Here is an 18,854-nt window from a genome sequence, read left to right as displayed (position 1 = left end):
TTACGGCTAAAGGGATAAATTGGTCAATCTAGAGTCTATTAAAAAGTATGTCTAGGTTAAGTTCGCTTTTCTTTTTTAAAAAATTTAATTAAATTTCAAAAACATATGCCTATAATTTAACACAGGGTATCTAGTATTCCCTATTTTATCTACCTAAATGACTGACCTAGCTATTCTGTTGCATTAAACGCGTCGTGATACATCACCTCTCCTTGTGGAACATGCCCTTGAAACGCAATTGCCTGAAAATATTCCACCGGCACACCCTTAAGGTAGAGATCGGGATAAGTTTTAAAGCCAAAACGTCCATAATAATTTGGATCACCCAGTACTACACAGCCTTGAGCTCTCAGCTTTTTCAGATTTTCCAAAGCTGCCTGCATCAGTAATGACCCAATTCCCTTACCTTGCTTTTCAGGTAATACAGAAATCGGCCCAAGCCCATACCAGCCATTTACTCCTGAAGCAATTGTGACTGGCGACACCGCCACATGCCCAACAATCTGTCCCTTTTCTTCTGCGACTAATGAAACACTCAACTGCCCCGCTTTACCCAAAGCATTGACAATCAAATGCTCTGTATGACTGCTATGTTCAGCATGTAGAAAGGCCTGTCGAGTAACATTTTCAATTGCCTGTAAATCAGCTTTTTGCTCATCTCGAATCTGGATTTCCATTTCATTTTTCCTTTTGATCTACTTCTTATTCTCGTCAAAATAAAAGAGCGAATAGAAATGGTCTATTCGCTCTTTGTGAATATTCTTGAACTCTTTTAGTCCTCAGGATATTCAAAACGGTAGCCCACCCCATAAACCGCCTGAATCCATTCATGACGGTTACCGGTTTCTGCAGCATCAGAAATCTTGCGTCGTAGGTTCTTGATATGACTGTCAATCACGCGGTCTGCCACATCGAAACTGTCCGGATTGATGTGATCGAGCAATTGTGCACGTGAATACACTTGCCCCACATGTTCCAAGAATAATTCAAGTAGACGGAATTCAGTTGGTGTCAGGTTCAATGCCTTTTGTTGATACCAGATCCGTTGCTGGGATTTATCCATACGGAATAAATCATTACTTTCCGGTTCAGCCTTACGATCCAGACGACGCAATACCGCCTGTACACGTGCTACCAGTTCTTTCGGACTAAACGGTTTGCAGACATAGTCATCTGCGCCCATATTCAGACCCAGTACACGGTCAATTTCTTCAGTACGTGCGGTCACCATAATGATTGGTAAGTCTGACTGTTCTCGTACCTTACGGCAGATGGTTAGACCATCCATACGAGGCACCATCAGGTCTAGAATCATCAGGCTCGGCTTACGTTGGGTAAAGCTGTTATAGGCCTCTTGTCCATCATGAAACATGCTGACTTCAAAACCAGCAGCCTCTAGATAGTCTCGCACCAGCTGTGCAAGTTCGACTTCATCTTCAACCAGCATGATATGTTTCATGAATTACTTCCTTATGATTTCATTTGTTTAGGAAAGGTCAATTTGCAACGCAGTCCGCCCAGCGGTGAATGGTCAAAGCTCAGACTACCACCTAATGCCTGGGCAATTTTACATGATAATGCCAAACCCAGACCGGTGCCGCCAGTCGCACGGGTTCGCGAGTCATCGACGCGATAGAAACGCTCACCAATACGCGCCAGCTGCTCATCGGTCAGACCCAGCGGACTGTCATCGACATATAGGGTCCATTGTTTATCATTCTGTTCAGTATGGATATGTACCTGTCCACCGGCTTCAGTATAACGAATGCTGTTGCTGAGTAAATTTGCAATGATCTGTTTAAAACGGTCCAGATCTAGCTGGAGTTCAGCACCCTCACCTTCAGCGGTCACGGTCAGTTGAGCCTGTTCAAACTTCGGATTGAAGTTGTTCAGTTCCTGCTGCACCACATCCCATGGATTTACACTACTGGTATAAATTTGCAGTTGCTGTGCATCCGCCTGTGCCAATGCTGCCAGATCCTGCGTTAGTTTTTTCAGGCTAGTCACCTGAGCCAACATCGACGCAAAATGTTCCGGCGTTGGTTTACGGATCCCATCCTGCATCGCTTCAATCTGTGCCTGGAGTACCGCTAATGGTGTTTTCAGCTCATGTGAAGTATCCGCCACCCACTGACGACGTGAGGTTTCATGCTGATCCAGAATCACAGCTAATTGGTTCAGTTCATTAGATAAATCACCGAGTTCATCATTTCGGTTCACTTTGACCTGATGCTGATAATTACCTTTGGTCAGTTCACGCGTACCTTTCAACAAACGTTGAATCGGCTGTTTAAAATAGGTTGCCAATAACAAGGCTGCAATCAGACTGGTCAGGATACTTAAGCCATAGACCAGGAACAGGTAACGTTTCTGGTTACTAAAGAAATTGATACTTAAGGCATCTTCCTGATCCAGCACCGGTTTCAGTCCCAGATAACCAACAATTTTATTGCCCACCATAATCGGACGATAGGAAATCTGTTCATCAGATTGTTCACCCACCACAAAACGGCGCTGGGCATCATATAGCGACAAACGTGAACTTAAACCCAGTCGGTCTGGCATTTGGATAAACTGTTTCTTGCCACTTTGCGGCTGAGTACTTTGAGTATTGCCATTTTTACGATCTGTTCTAAACAGGCTCTGATTAGAACTCAGCGGGAATTTCAAACCTTCAAAGGGCTGGAACTGCGAAGGCAAATTGGCTGCCAGCAAACGTAATTCTTCGGAATCCACCGGAGGTTTTTCCTCAGCATCAGATTGCATCAGGCTCGGTGCCACATTGGCCAAGGTATGATCCTGGAAATAACGCTGCTGCAATGCGATATCATATTGACGGCGTAACCACCAGCGTGACAGGCGGTCATAATCATCCGGTGCTGGTTCGCCTTCAATCTGCAGAATCTGTGCCTGAATGGCATTACCCCAGTCGTTATAGACTGAATAGACTTCGCCCAGATTGGCAATCACATGATCGAGCTTCTGCATTTCCACATCCGCGACATAGCGAGTGAAATTACGCTGCATATTTAAATGAAGCACGCCGAGACTCACCGTGGTAATCACCAGAGTGGTAAACAGCACAGTCAGAAACAGGCGTAATGCAATCGGCATGCGGCGAATATTCAAAAGCAGATTCTCGGTTTTTCCTCTATATTCATTATTGTAGCGAACACAGCCTTAAAAAACTCTCCATTGTTTCTTCATCATTATTATTTATTCTTTGCATTATAGAAATCAGACTGTTGCATTGAGAGAAATACAATGAAAGCCATCACAAAAACCATCCTCGTAAGTGCTAGTGTTTTATCAATGGGCGCATTGACTGCCTGTCAGTCCACCAATAATGTTCAAAGCGAAACTCATCCTAAAATGATGAAACAACATCATGATCAGCGTGAACACCGCCTGACACCGGAACAGCGCGAGAAGTTCCAGCAAAAACGTGCTGAATATGCGGAGTTACAAAAACAAATTCGACAGGCCTGCGACAACAAAGCTGTAGGCAGCACCGTTCAGGTCAAAGCCGGTGAAAAAACCATTGACGGTACCTGTAACATCTACTTCAAAGCCGACCGTAAAGACATGAAAGCTGCACGCGCTGAATTCCGTGGCATGAAAGGTGAACATCGTCCAATGCGCGGTGACTTCCGTGCTGCACCCGGCCAAGGCCGCGGTGAACCAATGACAGATGCACAACGTGCCGAAATGGTGAAACAGTTTGATCAACGTTTGGCACAACGTCAGGCACAGCAAAAAGCAGTGATTCAGGCTTGCCAAGGCAAAAAAGATGGTGCAGCTGCTCAAATCAAGATTGGCAACAAAACCATCAATGGTCAATGCCATGTACGCTTCCAGCCAAAAGCACCAGTTGCTGCTCCAGCAGCAAAAGCATCTTAATTGATCACTTGAATTTTCTTATTTTAAAGGCACCTTCGGGTGCCTTTTTTCATCTCTGCCAATTGTTTAGGTAAGTGCATCTAAGTGCTCATGTTTTTTGACCATTCGTATCACACATTTTTTTATAAAAACGTTTACACTCAATATACTTAAGATTTCAAGGGCAATTATCTTTGACTTTACAGTCACCAAGAAATAGCCCTGAAATGCTTGTGCCAGCAAGGAAGATGTTGCACGATTAGCCCCATGTTCATACGTGTCAGTGAAGGCACGTTTCACTTTAATTCAGGATTATAACGCTGGTATAAAACCAGTATTGAGGAAAACGCTATGCCACAATACAAAGCGCCTTTACGTGATATGCAATTCGTTTTGCATGAGCTTCTAAATGCTGAACAACACTATGCCAGCCTGCCTGCATTCCAGGAAAATGTAAGCCGTGAACTGATTGACCAGTACCTCGAAGCTGCTGCAGATTTCTGTGAAAACGAATTATCCCCACTGAACCAGGTGGGTGACCGTGAAGGCTGTACTTGGAACGACGGCGTTGTGACCACTCCAACCGGTTTCAAAGAAGCGTATCAAAAATACATCGAGCTAGGCTTCCCTTCTCTTTCTGCTGAAGAGCAATACGGCGGTCAAGGCTTACCAAACTCGTTAGGTATTACCGTTTCTGAAATGGTCGGTACTGCGAACTGGGCATGGGGCATGTACCCTGGACTGTCTCACGGTGCTGTACGTACCCTTGAACACCACGGTTCTCAAGAACAAAAAGACACTTACCTGCCTAAACTGGTTTCAGGTGAATGGACTGGTACCATGTGTCTGACAGAATCTCATGCAGGTTCTGATCTAGGCATTATCCGTACTAAAGCTGAACCACAAGCTGACGGTAGCTATGCAATCTCTGGCGAGAAAATCTTTATCTCTGCTGGTGAGCACGACATGGCTGAAAACATCATCCATATCGTATTGGCTCGTCTGCCAGGTGCACCGAAAGGTACTAAAGGTATTTCCCTGTTCATCGTACCGAAGTTCAACGTGAATGCTGACGGCTCAATTGGTGAACGCAACAACGTACGTTGTGGTTCGATCGAACACAAAATGGGGATCCATGGTAACGCAACTTGCGTAATTAACTTTGACAACGCAAAAGGTTACCTGATTGGACCTGAAAACCGTGGTCTGAACTGCATGTTCACGTTTATGAACACTGCACGTATCGGTACTGCTGTACAAGGTCTGTCTGCTTCTGAAGCAGCATTCCAAGGCGCTTTAACTTATGCCAAAGACCGTCTGGCAATGCGTTCTCTATCTGGTCCTAAAGCACCAGAAAAAGAAGCAGATCCAATCATCGTACACCCAGCCGTTCGCAACATGCTGCTGACTCAAAAATCATTTGCTGAAGCTGGCCGTGCACTGGTTTACTTCCTGGCTCAACACGCGGATGTGGTTGAAAAAGGTGCGAATGAAGAAGAACGTAAATTCTCTGACAACATCCTGTCATTGCTGACACCTATCGCAAAAGCATTCCTGACTGAAACTGGCTCAGAATCTGCGAAACATGGTGTACAAGTATTCGGTGGTCACGGCTTTATCTCTGAGCACGGTATGGAGCAGATCGTACGTGATACACGTATCTCTTGCCTGTACGAAGGTACCACTGAAATTCAAGCACTAGACCTGTTAGGCCGTAAAGTACTGGGTACTCAAGGTGCAATGTTGAAAGACTTCACCAAGATCATCCACAAATTTGCGGAAGCAAACAAAGACAATGCTGGCATGAAAGAGTTCATCGAGCCACTTGCTACCCTGAACAAGGAATGGGGCGACCTGACCATGCAGATCGGTATGCGTGCAATGCAAAACCCTGAAGAAGTCGGTGCTGCTGCAGTAGATTACCTGTACTTCTCTGGTTACGTGACTCTTGCGTACCTATGGGCTCGTATGGCGCTGGTTGCTCAAGAAGCTCTTGCAGCGGGTACAACTGAAGTGGACTTCTACAATGCGAAGATCACTACAGCTCGCTTCTACTTCAAGAAAATCCTGCCACGTGTTCGCTCACATGTTGACGTGATCGCAACTGGTGTTGAACCTTTAATGAGCCTGGATGCGGAACACTTCGCATTCTAAGCTGATGCAGTTTTAATTGCATAATCAAGGAAAAGGACGGTCACAAAACAGGCAGTCCTTTTTCTTTATAAAGCGTTACAGAATTAACCTTTAGTCGTCTAACAATAAGATTTTTAATGCATTAGACTGACGCAAAACCAAACGAATCGAATCAAACAAGAAACAACGGGTGACACACTATGCCAATTTATAACGCGCCACTTGCCGATATGAAATTCATCCTAAATGATGTATTCAAAGCAGAACAATTCTGGCAAGCCAATGAAAATTTAGCTCATTTAGATGCTGCAACAGCTGAAGCTATTCTGGAAGAAATGGCTAAATTTGCGCAAAATGTAACACTTCCTTTGAACCGTACTGGTGATGAAGAAGGCGCGAAATATAACAATGGCGCAGTGACTACCCCTGCAGGTTTCAAAGAAGCATTCAAGCAATACGCAGAAGGCGGCTGGATCGGCTTGGGCGCTGACGAAGAATGGGGCGGCCAAGGCATGCCAAAAATGCTGACCGTGCTTTCTGACGAGATGCTGTTTGCAACCAACCCATCATTCATGCTGTATCCATTGCTTTCTGTGGGTGCTGGTATGGCGCTAAACAGCTATGCATCTCAGGAACAAAAAGAAACTTACCTGCCAAAAATCTACTCAGGTGAATGGTCAGGAACTATGTGTCTGACTGAACCTCATGCAGGCACTGACCTCGGTATCATCAAAACAAAAGCAGAACGTAATGAAGATGGTACATACAACATTACTGGTACCAAAATCTTCATCACCGGTGGTGACCACGACCTGGCTGAAAACATCATTCACCTGGTACTGGCAAAAACACCGGATGCACCTGCAGGTTCTCGTGGTATTTCCCTGTTTATCGTGCCTAAATACTTAGTGAATGAAGATGGTTCTCTGGGCGAACGCAATGCGGTAGGTCCTGGTTCAATCGAACACAAAATGGGGATCAAGGCATCTGCAACTTGTGTGATGAACTTCGATGGCGCGAAAGGCTATATCGTAGGTAAAGAAAACGAAGGTCTGGCTGCGATGTTCGTGATGATGAACTACGAACGTCTGTCTATGGGTATCCAAGGCCTGGGCGCTTCTGAATTCGCTTACCAAAATGCGGCTCAGTACGCGACTGACCGTTTGCAAGGCCGTAGCGCATCTGGCGTTCAATCTCCAAACAAACCTGCTGACAGCATCCTGGTACACGGCGATGTACGTCGCATGTTGCTGAATACGCGTGTGAATAATGAAGCATCTCGTGCTTTTGCAGTATATGTAGGTCAACAGCTGGACATCACCAAATTCTCAACTGATGCAGAAGCGGTGAAAAAAGCCAATGATCGTGTTGCGCTGTTAACACCAATTGCTAAAGCTTATCTGACCGATACTGCATTTAATGCCGTTCTGGATGCGCAAATGGTCTTCGGTGGTCACGGTTATATCCGTGAATGGGGCATGGAACAGTGTGTACGTGACCTGCGTATTGCACAAATCTACGAAGGTACTAACGGCGTACAATCTCAGGACTTGATCGGCCGTAAGACCATCAAGTGTGGCGGTGCATTCATCGAGGAATACATCCAGGAAATCCGTGACTTTGCCAACGGCTTGGACGCTGACCTAAACTTCATCAAAGATGCAACCTTGGATGCTGCTGCAGAAGTTGAAGCGGTGACCCAGTTCATTTTGGAAGCTGCGAAAGAAAACCCAGAGTTTGCCAATGCTGCTGCGGTAGATTACCTGCATGTGGTGGGTCTGCTAAGCTTCTCTTACATGTTTGCGCGCATTGCCAATGCTGCGAAAGACAAACAAGGCGAGTTCTATCAAAACAAACTGGCACTGGCGCGTTACTTCGTACAACGTACCCTGCCTGAGCTGGCACTGCGTATCACTAAAGTGAAAGCTGGTCCAGAAGTGGTGATGCAGTTCTCTGAAGATTATTTCACTAATCAAGCGTAAGACTGTTCAACCATAAAAAAACGCCTGCAATTGCAGGCGTTTTTTTATAGGTATTTACACCTTTTCAATCAGGATGGTGTCCAGCTGGTTGGCAACTTTTGGATTCACATGCTTATTCACGATACGGATTTCGCCTTCTGACTGCAGTGATTCACACAGTGCCAGGACTTTCTGCATGTCGTCAGTTTTGATGCCTGTCCCCAAAATCAGTTTTTTTCCTGCTTGTAATTGACTAATTTTATTTTGGATTTTATCTAACATCTTTTTTCTCCCTCATTATTCGATGTACAACCTTTACAATATAGCAAGTTCGTCTAAAAAAAATACACTTTTTCATCTTATTACATATTTATTTTTGCTGACGCCATAGTTATTGCATGAATTTTGCTACACCTTTCCTGAGATATATAAATAATGAAAGGAGGATATGCAATGAAACCACAATCCAAAGCCAAAAAGATAGAAACCCTCCTCGACAATTTCGGCAATATGGCCGTAGAAAGTTTTCATTATCTTGCCTTGTTCATTATCGGCTGTATGGTGATCTGGTCTGCCGGGCATACCGTTTTTGATATTTTTGCAGTCAAACAATTCGCCACCATTGATGACATTCTTTTGTTATTTATCTATTTAGAATTGGGCGCAATGGTCGGCATTTATTTCAAGACCAATCACATGCCGGTCCGTTTCCTGATTTATATCGCGATTACTGCCCTGACCCGCTTGCTGATTTCTGATATTCAACATAGCCATAAAGCCAGTATGGATCTGGTCATTATTACCGGTTCGATCCTGATTCTGGCACTGGCAATTCTGGTGGTGCGTTATGCGTCCTGGACTTATCCATCTGTGATTCGTGACAAGCATAGTGAAAAGCCATTACCAGAAGGTAAAACTCCACGACCTGAGGATGATGAATTGGCTTAAGCGATAAAAAAATCCCCCTTTGTAAAAAGGGGATATAGGGGGATTAATTAATCACCTCTTCCTAACCCTCTCCTAACAAGAGAGGGAATTTCTTTTAACGATTATTTACCAATATATAGCGACCATTTTCAAAAATCCAGTGCATGCCAGCAGGAGGATCAGGCAAACCCAAACGGCGCCAGTCATTGATCAGCACATAACGCGAGCTTTCAATCTGTGCCACATTTGGGTCACCATTGGCCCAACTATAGCTGTTCGAGTTGTGATAAATCGTAGTCGGTGCCTGATACTGAATGCTGACACCATTCTGAATCACAGGACGATTCGAATAATGCGGTGCAGGTGGCAACGGACGCTGCGGATGATGCTGTGGTGGACGTGGTGCAGGCGGGCGCTGATATTTATCTTTGCTAGTATAACCTACCCAGTTATTCCCCGCCCCAGCCGGAACTGAAGCTCCCAACAGGATTCCCGCAATACAGGCACTCGAGATCATCATTTTCATCGGAACTTCCCCCAACCAATATGTTTATATTTTATACAAAATATACGGAGAAAATATGAATTTATCTTTATCATGGCTGAGTTTTGTCACAAATCCTAAGCCTACTATTTTAAGAGCCCTTAAGCTGTGAAATTCATGCTTTGTGCTACACTTGGATTTTTCGAATTTTGAGTCCAACACTGTGTCCGATTTAAGTTTTGATCGTTTATATGAATATTTCTGTAAAGTCCCAAGTGTTCAAAAAAACCTGATTGATAGCTACGGATCTGATGGCAAACAGGCATGGTGGTTTAAGTTTCGTATTAATGTCGAGCATCCACTGGCTTGGCAAACTGTGCAGGAACTGGGTCATGTCCTGAATTACATTTCTAAAAATGAACGCCTTCCAACCCAGTTTTTACCGGTCTCTCCTCCTCCGTATATGAATGGTGAAGCAAAAGACTTTCTGTCTTGGGTAATTCAATGCAATCATGCAGACTTCCCACCCGATGTAGTATGCGACTGGCTCGAAGCACGTCTGCCAAACCCAGTTGATGATGAAGCACAATGGAAAATCAAAACGGATATTTCTGAGCTGGATCAAATCTCTGATAAAGATCTGGATAAATTGGTTCCACCAAATCCACAGTCTTAAACAGCTCAATAGCAATAAAAAACCCCTCCAGATCTGGAGGGATTTTTTATCACGGGAATAAACTTTTTATCTGTTCATGATTGAAACTTAAAAGATTAGAACAACCCCTATAAATTTCAGGCAATAAAAAACCCCAGGTCTTAATATGCCTGGGGTTCTTTAGAATCTTGGTCCCGAGGGTCGGACTCGAACCGACACGTCATCTCTGACAGCGGATTTTGAGTCCGCCGCGTCTACCAATTTCACCACCTCGGGAGTGGATGAGAGGTATATTACCCGGTTTGTTTCAGATGTCAACGCAGAAATTTGGCATTTGCCTAATTTTAAAACAAATCTCATTTTTTTGATCTAGAAAGCCGCATTTTCCTCCCTGAAAAGGAAAAAAGTTTATACTAGGCCCAGTTTTTATTTACCGTAACTTGTCATGCAACTTTCCGATTTTAGCTTTGATCTCCCCGATGAGCTGATTGCTCGCTATCCCCTTGAACAACGTACTGCTTCCCGTCTGCTGCATCTGGATGCCAATGGTCAATATCATGACCATCACTTTACTGATATTCTGGATTTGCTGAATGAAGGCGACCTGCTGGTCCTGAATGATACCAAGGTGATGAAAGCCCGTCTGAAAGGGAAACGCGCCACTGGCGGTGCTGTAGAAGTACTGGTGGAACGCATGATGGATCAGTTCGTTGCGCATTGCCATATTAAAGCCAGCAACACGCCTAAAGCCGGTGCTGAACTGTTTATCGGTCCAGATGAAGTCAAAGTTACGGTTCAAGGCCGTCATGAAAATCTGTTTATTGTGGAATTCTCCCAGCCGATTCTGGATGTGCTGGATAAATACGGCGCCCTACCCATTCCGCCATATTTCAACCGTGAAGCGGAAGAGATTGATACGGTCCGTTATCAAACTGTGTTCAATGATCCGACCAAACTGGCCAGTGTCGCTGCACCGACCGCTTCGCTGCATTTTGATGAAGAATTGCTGAAAAAACTGGAAGAAAAAGGTATTCAAAAAACTTTTGTGACTCTGCATGTGGGTGCAGGTACCTTCCTGCCGGTTCGTACCGATAATATCGAAAACCACATCATGCACAGCGAATGGTGTCAGGTATCGGATGAATCCATGGCCCTGATCAAAGCCACCAAAGAGCGTGGCAACAAAGTCATTGCTGTCGGGACAACGGCGACCCGTGCCACTGAAAGTGCGGCTCAAGCAAACGGTGGTGAACTGAAAGGCTGGACTGGCGATACCCAGATTTTCATCTATCCAGGTTATGAATTCAAAGTCGTGGATCGCCTGATCACCAACTTCCACTTGCCAGAATCGACCCTGCTGATGCTGGTATCCGCTTTATCGAACCGTGAAAATATCCTGAATGCCTACCAGCATGCGGTTGAAAGCAAATACCGTTTCTTCAGTTATGGCGATGCCATGCTGATCGACAATATCGCTTCCAGATAAGGAACCTGCCTATGCCGATCGATGCGGTGCAACATTCCATTCATATTCGACGCAAGAAAAATGAAGTGGTGTTTCGCAACATCGCCCGGCTCTGGGATCTGGGTCGTCAGACAGAAACTCATCAGGATCTATTGGATGGCCTGCATCCCTGGAATGGCCCGATCACCTTAAAGTTTGAAAATAACCTGCCACTTGCCCTTGCCGTTTTTGGTGGCATCCTGATTCTGGCGATTGTGATTGCACCAGCCAATATCTGGATGCAAAGCAGTGTTTTTCTCGGCTGCCTGCTAATCTTCTGGGCCTATATCAGCTTTGAACATCGCAAACCGATTGATGAGGTAATTGCTTACCTGGAAGAAATTGCACTCAGTAAAAAATATAATTTATGCTTTCAACAGCAACCGCAACACATTTCCATGCCAATGAATCCAATCCAGTTCATTGGCAACCTGAAACGCTGGTTTCCGCTATTTGAGCGTGGCTCTCTCAGTAATGAAATCAGCCGCTATGCCAGTACCATCTGGGAAGATGAAAATGGCCAGCAGCATCAGGTCATGCTCTTTCAATATCATTATGTGAATGAGGTTCAGATCCGCGATAAAAATGGCAGGTCGGTCAAGGTCACAGAAGTGCATAAAGACCTGTGGGGTGTATTTGTGTTTGATGTTTCCATTCAGGGACTCGCTGTTACGACCTCCAAGCGCAAATTTTCCTATCCGTATCGTTATCCTTGGCATAGCAGCGATATTCGCACCAACCAGCGTCTCAGTTTTTATGGCAGCCATGAGCTGGAAATGGCAAAGCTGCTGACTCCAGCCTTTGTCATGCGACTGGCAAATTTCTTTGAACAACGTCAAGGTGACCTGCTGTTTCATCCGGAAAAACACATGCTGTGTTATCTGGGACCGCATGACCTGTTTAAAGTTTCTAGTCAAAACAAGAATATCAACGACATTCCTGCATTGCGTGGTCATCTGAGAACGTTTAAATTAGTGGAACTGGAACGCTTACACGCTGATCTGACACAATTTTTAAAATAATTATTTTTTTGAGGGGATATTCATGGGATTTTTTGTTTTTGTGGTGATCCCGATTCTGGTCATTATTGCCATTATCCTAATTCGTAACAGCATTGTACGGCATCATAATGCGACCATTCGTGCCTGGTCGGATGTGGCTAGTTATGAACGTCAAAAACTAAAAATCCTGGATGGCCTGCAACCTTTGGTGGAGCAATATTCCAGTTTTGAAAAAGGCACACTGGAAAAAGTCACCGAGCTGCGCCAGAACATCATGAACCTGAATATCAAGGATGCTGACATTGCCCAATTACAACGCATTGAAAGCTTGAACCGCGAACTGATGCATAATCTGAATGTGGTCATCGAGAACTATCCTGAACTGAAAGCCAATGAAATTTATCTGAAAATGATGAATGAAATTGAAGAGCAAAATGAAAATGTCGGTGCCGCCATCAGCATCTATAACCGCAATGTCGAGCTGTTTAATAACCAGATCCAGATTTTTCCGCACAACATCATCAACAATATGTTGCTACAGAAAAAAGCGGTTCGCCCTTTCCGTGATCAGACCGTAACGCAAAATTTTGACTATCGTCCGAATTTTTAAAACTTGCCGCATATTTATGCGATGATAAGCAATTATACCCACTGCCTTATTTGGAGACTGATCTAAATAAGGCAGTTTAATTTCAAAATAATAATAAAAGAATTAAAACTATGTTGGATCATCTCGATACCCTCAAGGAAATCCTGATCAAGGAGTTTTATCAGTTCTATGATCGATACAATGATGACGGAATCTATGCCTGTAGTCTGGTCTTTGATGAGTTGCTACGGGTCGATGATCTGGCCATTTCCACCGAACGTAGTATTTTTAACGATCAGGAAGACAGTGCCCAGTATCTATCGGAAAATGATCGTTGGAATGTATTTAAATGGCGATATCGTACCACCCATAACAGCAACAATGGTATGACCCAGCTCCGTGCCCTGCTGGATAATTATTTCAAGCAGCAGCATAGTTTTGGTAATCCTTTGCTGGAACATGGGCAGATTGATCAGGCCAACACTCTAGATGTATTACTCAAACTATTTAAACAGGTACGTGACGCTTTAGAACAGGATTATGGTCTGGATTTAAGCCAGATCCTGTTCTTCATTCATACCCCCACCCAGCCAGAGCTGGAACTGCAATCAGCCACCTATCTCAATCCAGAAAGTGCGTTAAAGCAGCAGTTTCTGTCCAGTAAACAATCTAAAAATAATGCAACAGCGCCAAAGTCCTTCAAGCTTTCTCAAAGTGATAAAGACCTGCTGATTGATCTGGCACAATTGGTGAAGCTGGAAGCTTATGATTATTTGCAGGTGGCTCATCAAGCCTATTTGCTAACCCTTGAACCACACTTTGTTGATGCCAATCTGTATATCCAGAAACTGATCCAGCATATTGCTGCCATGGCTACAGAAACCGATGGTAGCTGTGCCATGACCCGGGAAGAAATTCAGGAACGTTTACGCCAATTTGAACGTGCTTAAATCCAACTGATCTTCATTTTTCATTCATACAGACAACATAAATAAAACAGCCTAGTCCGACCCGAATACTGGCGTTTATGTGCAGAATCAAGGAAAATAGCCGGTTTTAGCATTAACAATCAGCGAACTGTTTTTTCGCCTTGATTTGGAACTCCTATGAAGTTTGAAAAATTAGCGCAGTCGGGCCGTGCCCGTCGTGGCCGTTTAACGCTTGAGCATGGCGTGGTGGAAACCCCAATGTTCATGCCGGTAGGGACCTATGGCACGGTCAAAGGCGTATTGCCTCGTGACATTAAGGAAATTAAATCTCAGGTGATTCTGGGTAATACCTTCCACCTGTACCTGCGTCCAGGTCTGGATGTGATCCGTGAACATGGTGGCCTGCATCAGTTCATGAAATGGAACAATCCAATCCTGACCGACTCTGGCGGTTTCCAGGTGTTCAGCCTTGGTGCGATGCGCAAAATCAAGGAAGAAGGTGTCACCTTCCGCTCGCCGATTGACGGTTCTAAAGTGTTTCTTTCACCTGAAATTTCGATGGATATTCAGCATACGCTAAACTCTGACATCGTGATGATTTTCGATGAATGTACGCCTTATCCAGCAACACATGAAGAAGCACAAAAATCTTTACAACTTTCATTACGTTGGGCAAAACGCTGTAAGACCCAGCACCATGATGTGCTGAAAAACCGCAATGCCCTGTTCGGGATCATTCAAGGGGGTATGTATGAAGACCTGCGTGATGAATCTCTAAAAGGTTTGCTGGAAATCGGCTTTGACGGTTATGCAATTGGCGGCCTGTCTGTGGGCGAACCGAAAGAAGAAATGCTCAAGGTACTCGACTATCTTCCAAACAAAATGCCGGAAGACAAGCCTCGTTACCTGATGGGTGTCGGTAAACCGGAAGACATCGTCGAAGCAGTACGTCGTGGTGTCGACATGTTTGACTGCGTCATGCCAACTCGAAATGCACGCAACGGTCATTATTTTGTGACCGGCGGTCTGGTACGAATCCGTAACAGCAAATACCGTCACGACCAGAGCCCACTGGACCCAACCTGTGACTGCTACACTTGCCAGAACTTCACCCGTGCCTACCTGTTCCACCTGGAAAAATGCGGTGAAATGCTAGGTGCAATGCTGGGTACGATTCATAATCTGCGTTATTACCTGCGCCTGACTAAAGCCATGCGTGACGCCCTGGATCAAGGTACTTTTGACCAGTTTGTCGAGGACTTTTATGCCCGCCGCGGTATGCAAGTGCCACCTTGTCCGGAAGATTAATCTTTCAGCATTTGCGCTAAAGAAAAAGACAAGGTAAATTGCAGACAAGTCAACTTATTATCATTCAGGTAATTAACCGTTTTTAGTTTAGGAAAATATAAATGAGCCTATTTATTTCGACTGCTCACGCTGCAGGTGAAGCTGCACAACAACCAAGCCTGATGGCGAACTTACTGATGATTGCTGTATTCGTGGCAATCTTCTACTTCCTGATCTGGCGTCCTCAATCTAAGCGTGCTAAAGAGCACCGTGCACTGATTGAAAGTCTGGGTGTTGGCAGCGAAGTCGTGTTTGCTGGTGGTCTGATGGGCCGAATTACAAAAATTGAAGGTGACTTTGCAGTAGTTGAACTGAACCGTGGCGTGGAAGTAAAAATCCAGCGTGCCAGCGTGATTTCAGTTCTTCCTGAAGGCACCCTGAATAACATTTAATCAAAATAAGTCGTGCTCCTGCACGACTTTTTCAATTTAAGAAGAAAATAAATGCGTTACCCAGCATGGAAATATGTGCTGATCCTGGTTGTCCTAGTGGTCAGCACCTTATATGCCCTGCCAAGTTTGTATCCAGATGAGCCTGCCGTACAGATTTCGGGTGCCTCAGCCGGCACTCAGATTGATGCCAGCATGGTACAAAAAGCAGAGCAAATTTTAAAATCTGAAAATATTCCAACTCATGACAACAGCTTCAGCAACAATGCAGCCCTACTGCGTGTAGATAGCAGTGAAGCGCAGCTGAAAGCCAAAGAAGCACTACGTCGTGGCTTGGGCGATGATTATGTTGTGGCATTAAACCTTGCACCAACCACACCAGAATGGCTACAGAAAATTGGTGCCAAGCCAATGAAACTGGGTCTGGACTTGCGTGGTGGTGTGCACTTCTTGTTAGAAGTGGATATGGACAAGGCCATTGCTCAGCGTATGGAAACTTCTGCAACTGACCTGCGTCGTCAGCTGCGTGATAACAGCCTGAAATTTAACAGCCTGACCCTGAGCAACAACACCATTACCTTGCAGTTTGCCAATAATGATGACCGTTCTGCGGTGATGGATTTCCTGCGTCGTAATGGTAATGAGTTCACTCAACAGGCTGTAGCAACCGAAGCCGGTTCTACCCTGCGTCTGACTTATACCGATGCGCGTAAGCAGGAAATCGAAAGCTATGCCGTGAACCAGAACTTGACCACCCTACGTAACCGTATTAACGAGTTAGGTGTGGCAGAAGCACTGGTACAAACCCAAGGCAGCAACCGGATCGTGGTTGAACTTCCGGGTGTACAAGATACGGCTGAAGCAAAACGTGTCCTCGGTCGTACAGCGAACCTGGAATTCCGTCTGGTTTCTGACCTGAATGATCAATACATTGATCCATATACTGGTCAGGTAAACGGTACACCACCTGCTGGTACTGAAGCTTTTGCTTATGAATCACTGGATAGCGGTCGTCAGTTATTGCTGAACCGTAACCGTATCCTGACTGGTGAACGTGTCCAAAATGCCTCTTCTGGATTCAGCCAGGACACTGGCGGTGCTGAAGTAAATATCACCCTAGACAGCGCTGGCGGTAAGCTGATGGCAGATGCCACCCGTAATGCGGTTGGTAAACGCATGGCAGTATTGTTCATCGAGAACAAGCAAAAGATCAGCTATGTAGAAGACCCTGCAACTGGCAAGCAAACTGAAGTTCGTACGCCTTATACTGAATCTGTGATTATCAACGCCGCCACGATTCAAGCGGTGTTAGGTTCACAGTTCCGTATTACCGGTCTGGATTCACCACAAGAAGCGGCTGAACTTGCGCTGATGCTACGTGCCGGTGCACTGGCTGCGCCGATGTACTTCGTGGAAGAGCGTGTGATTGGTCCTAGTCTGGGTCAGGAAAACATCGACAAGGGTGTGCTGTCTACTCAAATTGGTTTCATTCTGGTGGCAATCTGGATGGTGGTGTTCTTCCGCCTGTTCGGTGTGATTGCCAACTTCGCACTGGTATTTAACCTGGCGATGATCCTGACGGTGATGTCATGGATTGGCGCTTCCCTCACCCTGCCGGGTATCGCGGGTATCGTGATCACCATTGGTATGGCGGTCGATGCCAACGTCCTGATCTGTGAACGGATCAGAGAAGAGATGAAATGGGGTGCCTCGCCGAAACAGGCGATTGTCGCGGGTTATGACCGGGCGTATAACACCATTTTCGACTCGAACTTAACCACCTTCCTAGTCGCGTTCATTCTGTTCGCGATTGGTACTGGCCCGATTAAAGGTTTCGCTGTGACCCTAATGATTGGTATTGTCTGCTCGATGTTTACTGCCATTACAGTAACCCGTGCGATCGTACAGATTATTTATGGCAAAAAACGTAACCTGAAAAAGTTGAGCATTTAAGGAGATCACTGATGACTGAAAATACTCAACTGGATTCAAAACAGTACGGCCGTCCACACGATGAACGTGTCATTCCGTTCATGAAAATCGCTTTGCCTGCGGCAATCTTTTCGATTTTCCTGACCGTGGCCAGTATCTTCTTTATTGCAACCAAAGGCCTGAATCTGGGCCTAGACTTTACCGGTGGTGTCTCAGCAGAGCTGAACTACACCAATCCGGTACAGCCTTCACAAGTCAGTGATGCGCTGAGCAAAGCGGGCTTTAACGATGCAGTGGTACAAACATTAGGTTCTGAACGTGACCTGATGGTGCGTATGCCGGTGCAGGAAGATATCGAAGCAGAAGACTTAACCAAAGCCATTACCACAGCGGTTCAGTTACCAGATAATGCAGCTCAGGTGCCTAAGGTTGATGTGGTGGGTGGTCAAGTCGGTAATGAGCTGTATGTGCGTTCTGCAGGTGCTGTAGCGCTGGCCATGATCCTGATGCTGGTTTACGTGACTATCCGCTTCGAGTTTAAGCTGGCAATGGGTGCGGTGCTGTCGCTGTTCCACGATATCGTGGTGACTGTTGGTATCTTTGCCATGATGCAATGGCCATTTGACCTGACCGTTCTGGCAGCGGTTCTGGCGATTATCGGCTTCTCGCTCAACGATAACATTGTGGTCTCTGACCGTATCCGCGAGAACTTCCGTAAGATTCGCGGTGCAGAACCTGTCGAAGTGGTGGATATCGCCCTGACTGAGACCTTACGTCGTACCATTCATACTTCTGCAACCTTATTACTGGTGGTTGTGGCAATGATGGTACTGGGTGGTGCTGGTCTGAAATGGTTCTCAATTGCCATGTGTATCGGGGTATTTGTGGGGACTTATTCTTCGATCTATATCGGTACAGCATTTGCACTATGGCGGGGTCTGAACCGTCAGGACTTCATTGTTCAGGTGAAACCTGAGTTTGAAGATGAAAACGAAATTCCATAATTTCGGCCTTCACTAAAAATTGAAAAGCTCATCTCCGGATGGGCTTTTTTATTCACTTGCAATTACTTGATGAGGAGAGAGAATAGCGATCACTGTATGTATTTTTATCCCTTTAGCCGT

The 18,854-nt window shown here is 45.3% G+C and carries 18 protein-coding genes and 1 tRNA gene; 13 read left to right on the top strand and 6 right to left on the bottom strand.

Annotation, left to right across the window (positions count from 1 at the left end; all coding sequences use genetic code 11):
* Positions 1-170: 170 nt before the first annotated feature.
* The 3 genes from GW12_RS04975 to baeS all read right to left on the bottom strand — a co-directional run bounded on the left by GW12_RS04975 (position 171) and on the right by baeS (position 3,129).
* Positions 171-677, bottom strand: coding sequence for a GNAT family N-acetyltransferase (locus GW12_RS04975; protein ID WP_034584317.1), 507 nt, complete (start codon positions 675-677; stop codon positions 171-173).
* 95 nt (positions 678-772) lie between these two features.
* The gene (locus tag GW12_RS04970) at positions 773-1,459 is read right to left on the bottom strand and encodes a response regulator (RefSeq protein ID WP_034584315.1); all 687 of its coding nucleotides are present in this window, start codon (positions 1,457-1,459) and stop codon (positions 773-775) included.
* 11 nt (positions 1,460-1,470) lie between these two features.
* Positions 1,471-3,129 (bottom strand): sensor histidine kinase efflux regulator BaeS, encoded by a 1,659-nt coding sequence (baeS, locus tag GW12_RS04965; protein WP_034584313.1) that lies wholly within the window; start codon positions 3,127-3,129, stop codon positions 1,471-1,473.
* A 135-nt stretch (positions 3,130-3,264) separates the two neighbouring features.
* Between baeS and GW12_RS04960 the strand changes: the two genes are divergently transcribed.
* The 3 genes from GW12_RS04960 to GW12_RS04950 all read left to right on the top strand — a co-directional run bounded on the left by GW12_RS04960 (position 3,265) and on the right by GW12_RS04950 (position 7,994).
* Positions 3,265-3,900 (top strand): hypothetical protein, encoded by a 636-nt coding sequence (locus tag GW12_RS04960; protein ID WP_034584311.1) that lies wholly within the window; start codon positions 3,265-3,267, stop codon positions 3,898-3,900.
* Positions 3,901-4,230: 330 nt separating this feature from the next.
* Positions 4,231-6,033 (top strand): acyl-CoA dehydrogenase C-terminal domain-containing protein, encoded by a 1,803-nt coding sequence (locus tag GW12_RS04955; RefSeq protein ID WP_034584309.1) that lies wholly within the window; start codon positions 4,231-4,233, stop codon positions 6,031-6,033.
* A 179-nt stretch (positions 6,034-6,212) separates the two neighbouring features.
* Positions 6,213-7,994 carry an acyl-CoA dehydrogenase C-terminal domain-containing protein gene (locus GW12_RS04950; RefSeq protein WP_034584307.1) on the top strand — a complete coding sequence of 594 codons (1,782 nt, stop codon included), beginning with the start codon at positions 6,213-6,215 and terminating at the stop codon, positions 7,992-7,994.
* Positions 7,995-8,048: 54 nt separating this feature from the next.
* On the opposite strand, the gene GW12_RS04945 is transcribed toward GW12_RS04950, so the two are convergent.
* Entirely contained in the window at positions 8,049-8,255 is a 207-nt protein-coding gene (locus GW12_RS04945; protein WP_034584305.1) for a hypothetical protein, read from the bottom strand.
* 171 nt (positions 8,256-8,426) lie between these two features.
* Here GW12_RS04945 and GW12_RS04940 point away from each other — a divergent pair, with 171 nt between their 5' ends.
* Positions 8,427-8,921, top strand: coding sequence for a phosphate-starvation-inducible protein PsiE (locus GW12_RS04940; RefSeq protein ID WP_034584303.1), 495 nt, complete (start codon positions 8,427-8,429; stop codon positions 8,919-8,921).
* A 94-nt stretch (positions 8,922-9,015) separates the two neighbouring features.
* Here GW12_RS04940 and GW12_RS04935 read toward each other — a convergent pair whose 3' ends face one another.
* Entirely contained in the window at positions 9,016-9,426 is a 411-nt protein-coding gene (locus GW12_RS04935; RefSeq protein ID WP_034584300.1) for an RcnB family protein, read from the bottom strand.
* A 181-nt stretch (positions 9,427-9,607) separates the two neighbouring features.
* Between GW12_RS04935 and GW12_RS04930 the strand changes: the two genes are divergently transcribed.
* Positions 9,608-10,060: a hypothetical protein gene (locus GW12_RS04930; RefSeq protein WP_034584297.1), complete on the top strand. Its 453-nt coding sequence runs from the start codon at positions 9,608-9,610 to the stop codon at positions 10,058-10,060.
* A 168-nt stretch (positions 10,061-10,228) separates the two neighbouring features.
* On the opposite strand, the gene GW12_RS04925 is transcribed toward GW12_RS04930, so the two are convergent.
* Positions 10,229-10,315, bottom strand: a tRNA-Leu gene (locus GW12_RS04925).
* A gap of 169 nt (positions 10,316-10,484) precedes the next feature.
* On the opposite strand from GW12_RS04925, the gene queA reads away from it, so the two are divergent.
* The 8 genes from queA to secF all read left to right on the top strand — a co-directional run bounded on the left by queA (position 10,485) and on the right by secF (position 18,734).
* Complete coding sequence (gene queA / locus GW12_RS04920; protein WP_034584294.1) at positions 10,485-11,525, top strand: tRNA preQ1(34) S-adenosylmethionine ribosyltransferase-isomerase QueA; 1,041 nt, start codon at positions 10,485-10,487, stop codon at positions 11,523-11,525.
* 11 nt (positions 11,526-11,536) lie between these two features.
* A complete protein-coding gene (locus tag GW12_RS04915; RefSeq protein ID WP_034584292.1) occupies positions 11,537-12,565 on the top strand; it encodes a hypothetical protein in 1,029 nt (342 codons plus the stop codon).
* 22 nt (positions 12,566-12,587) lie between these two features.
* Positions 12,588-13,154: a LemA family protein gene (locus GW12_RS04910; protein WP_034584289.1), complete on the top strand. Its 567-nt coding sequence runs from the start codon at positions 12,588-12,590 to the stop codon at positions 13,152-13,154.
* 110 nt (positions 13,155-13,264) lie between these two features.
* A complete protein-coding gene (locus GW12_RS04905) occupies positions 13,265-14,083 on the top strand; it encodes a DUF4303 domain-containing protein (protein WP_034584287.1) in 819 nt (272 codons plus the stop codon).
* A 156-nt stretch (positions 14,084-14,239) separates the two neighbouring features.
* Positions 14,240-15,370: a tRNA guanosine(34) transglycosylase Tgt gene (gene tgt, locus GW12_RS04900; protein WP_034584283.1), complete on the top strand. Its 1,131-nt coding sequence runs from the start codon at positions 14,240-14,242 to the stop codon at positions 15,368-15,370.
* 101 nt (positions 15,371-15,471) lie between these two features.
* Positions 15,472-15,801, top strand: coding sequence for a preprotein translocase subunit YajC (gene yajC, locus GW12_RS04895; RefSeq protein ID WP_034584280.1), 330 nt, complete (start codon positions 15,472-15,474; stop codon positions 15,799-15,801).
* A 51-nt stretch (positions 15,802-15,852) separates the two neighbouring features.
* Positions 15,853-17,751, top strand: coding sequence for a protein translocase subunit SecD (secD, locus tag GW12_RS04890; RefSeq protein WP_034584276.1), 1,899 nt, complete (start codon positions 15,853-15,855; stop codon positions 17,749-17,751).
* A gap of 8 nt (positions 17,752-17,759) precedes the next feature.
* Positions 17,760-18,734 (top strand): protein translocase subunit SecF, encoded by a 975-nt coding sequence (gene secF, locus GW12_RS04885; RefSeq protein ID WP_171077665.1) that lies wholly within the window; start codon positions 17,760-17,762, stop codon positions 18,732-18,734.
* Positions 18,735-18,854 lie beyond the last annotated feature (120 nt).

Source organism: Acinetobacter sp. HR7 (genome assembly GCF_000773685.1).
Taxonomy (GTDB): Bacteria; Pseudomonadota; Gammaproteobacteria; order Pseudomonadales; family Moraxellaceae; genus Acinetobacter; species Acinetobacter thermotolerans.
This window is presented reverse-complemented; position numbering and strand designations above follow the sequence as displayed.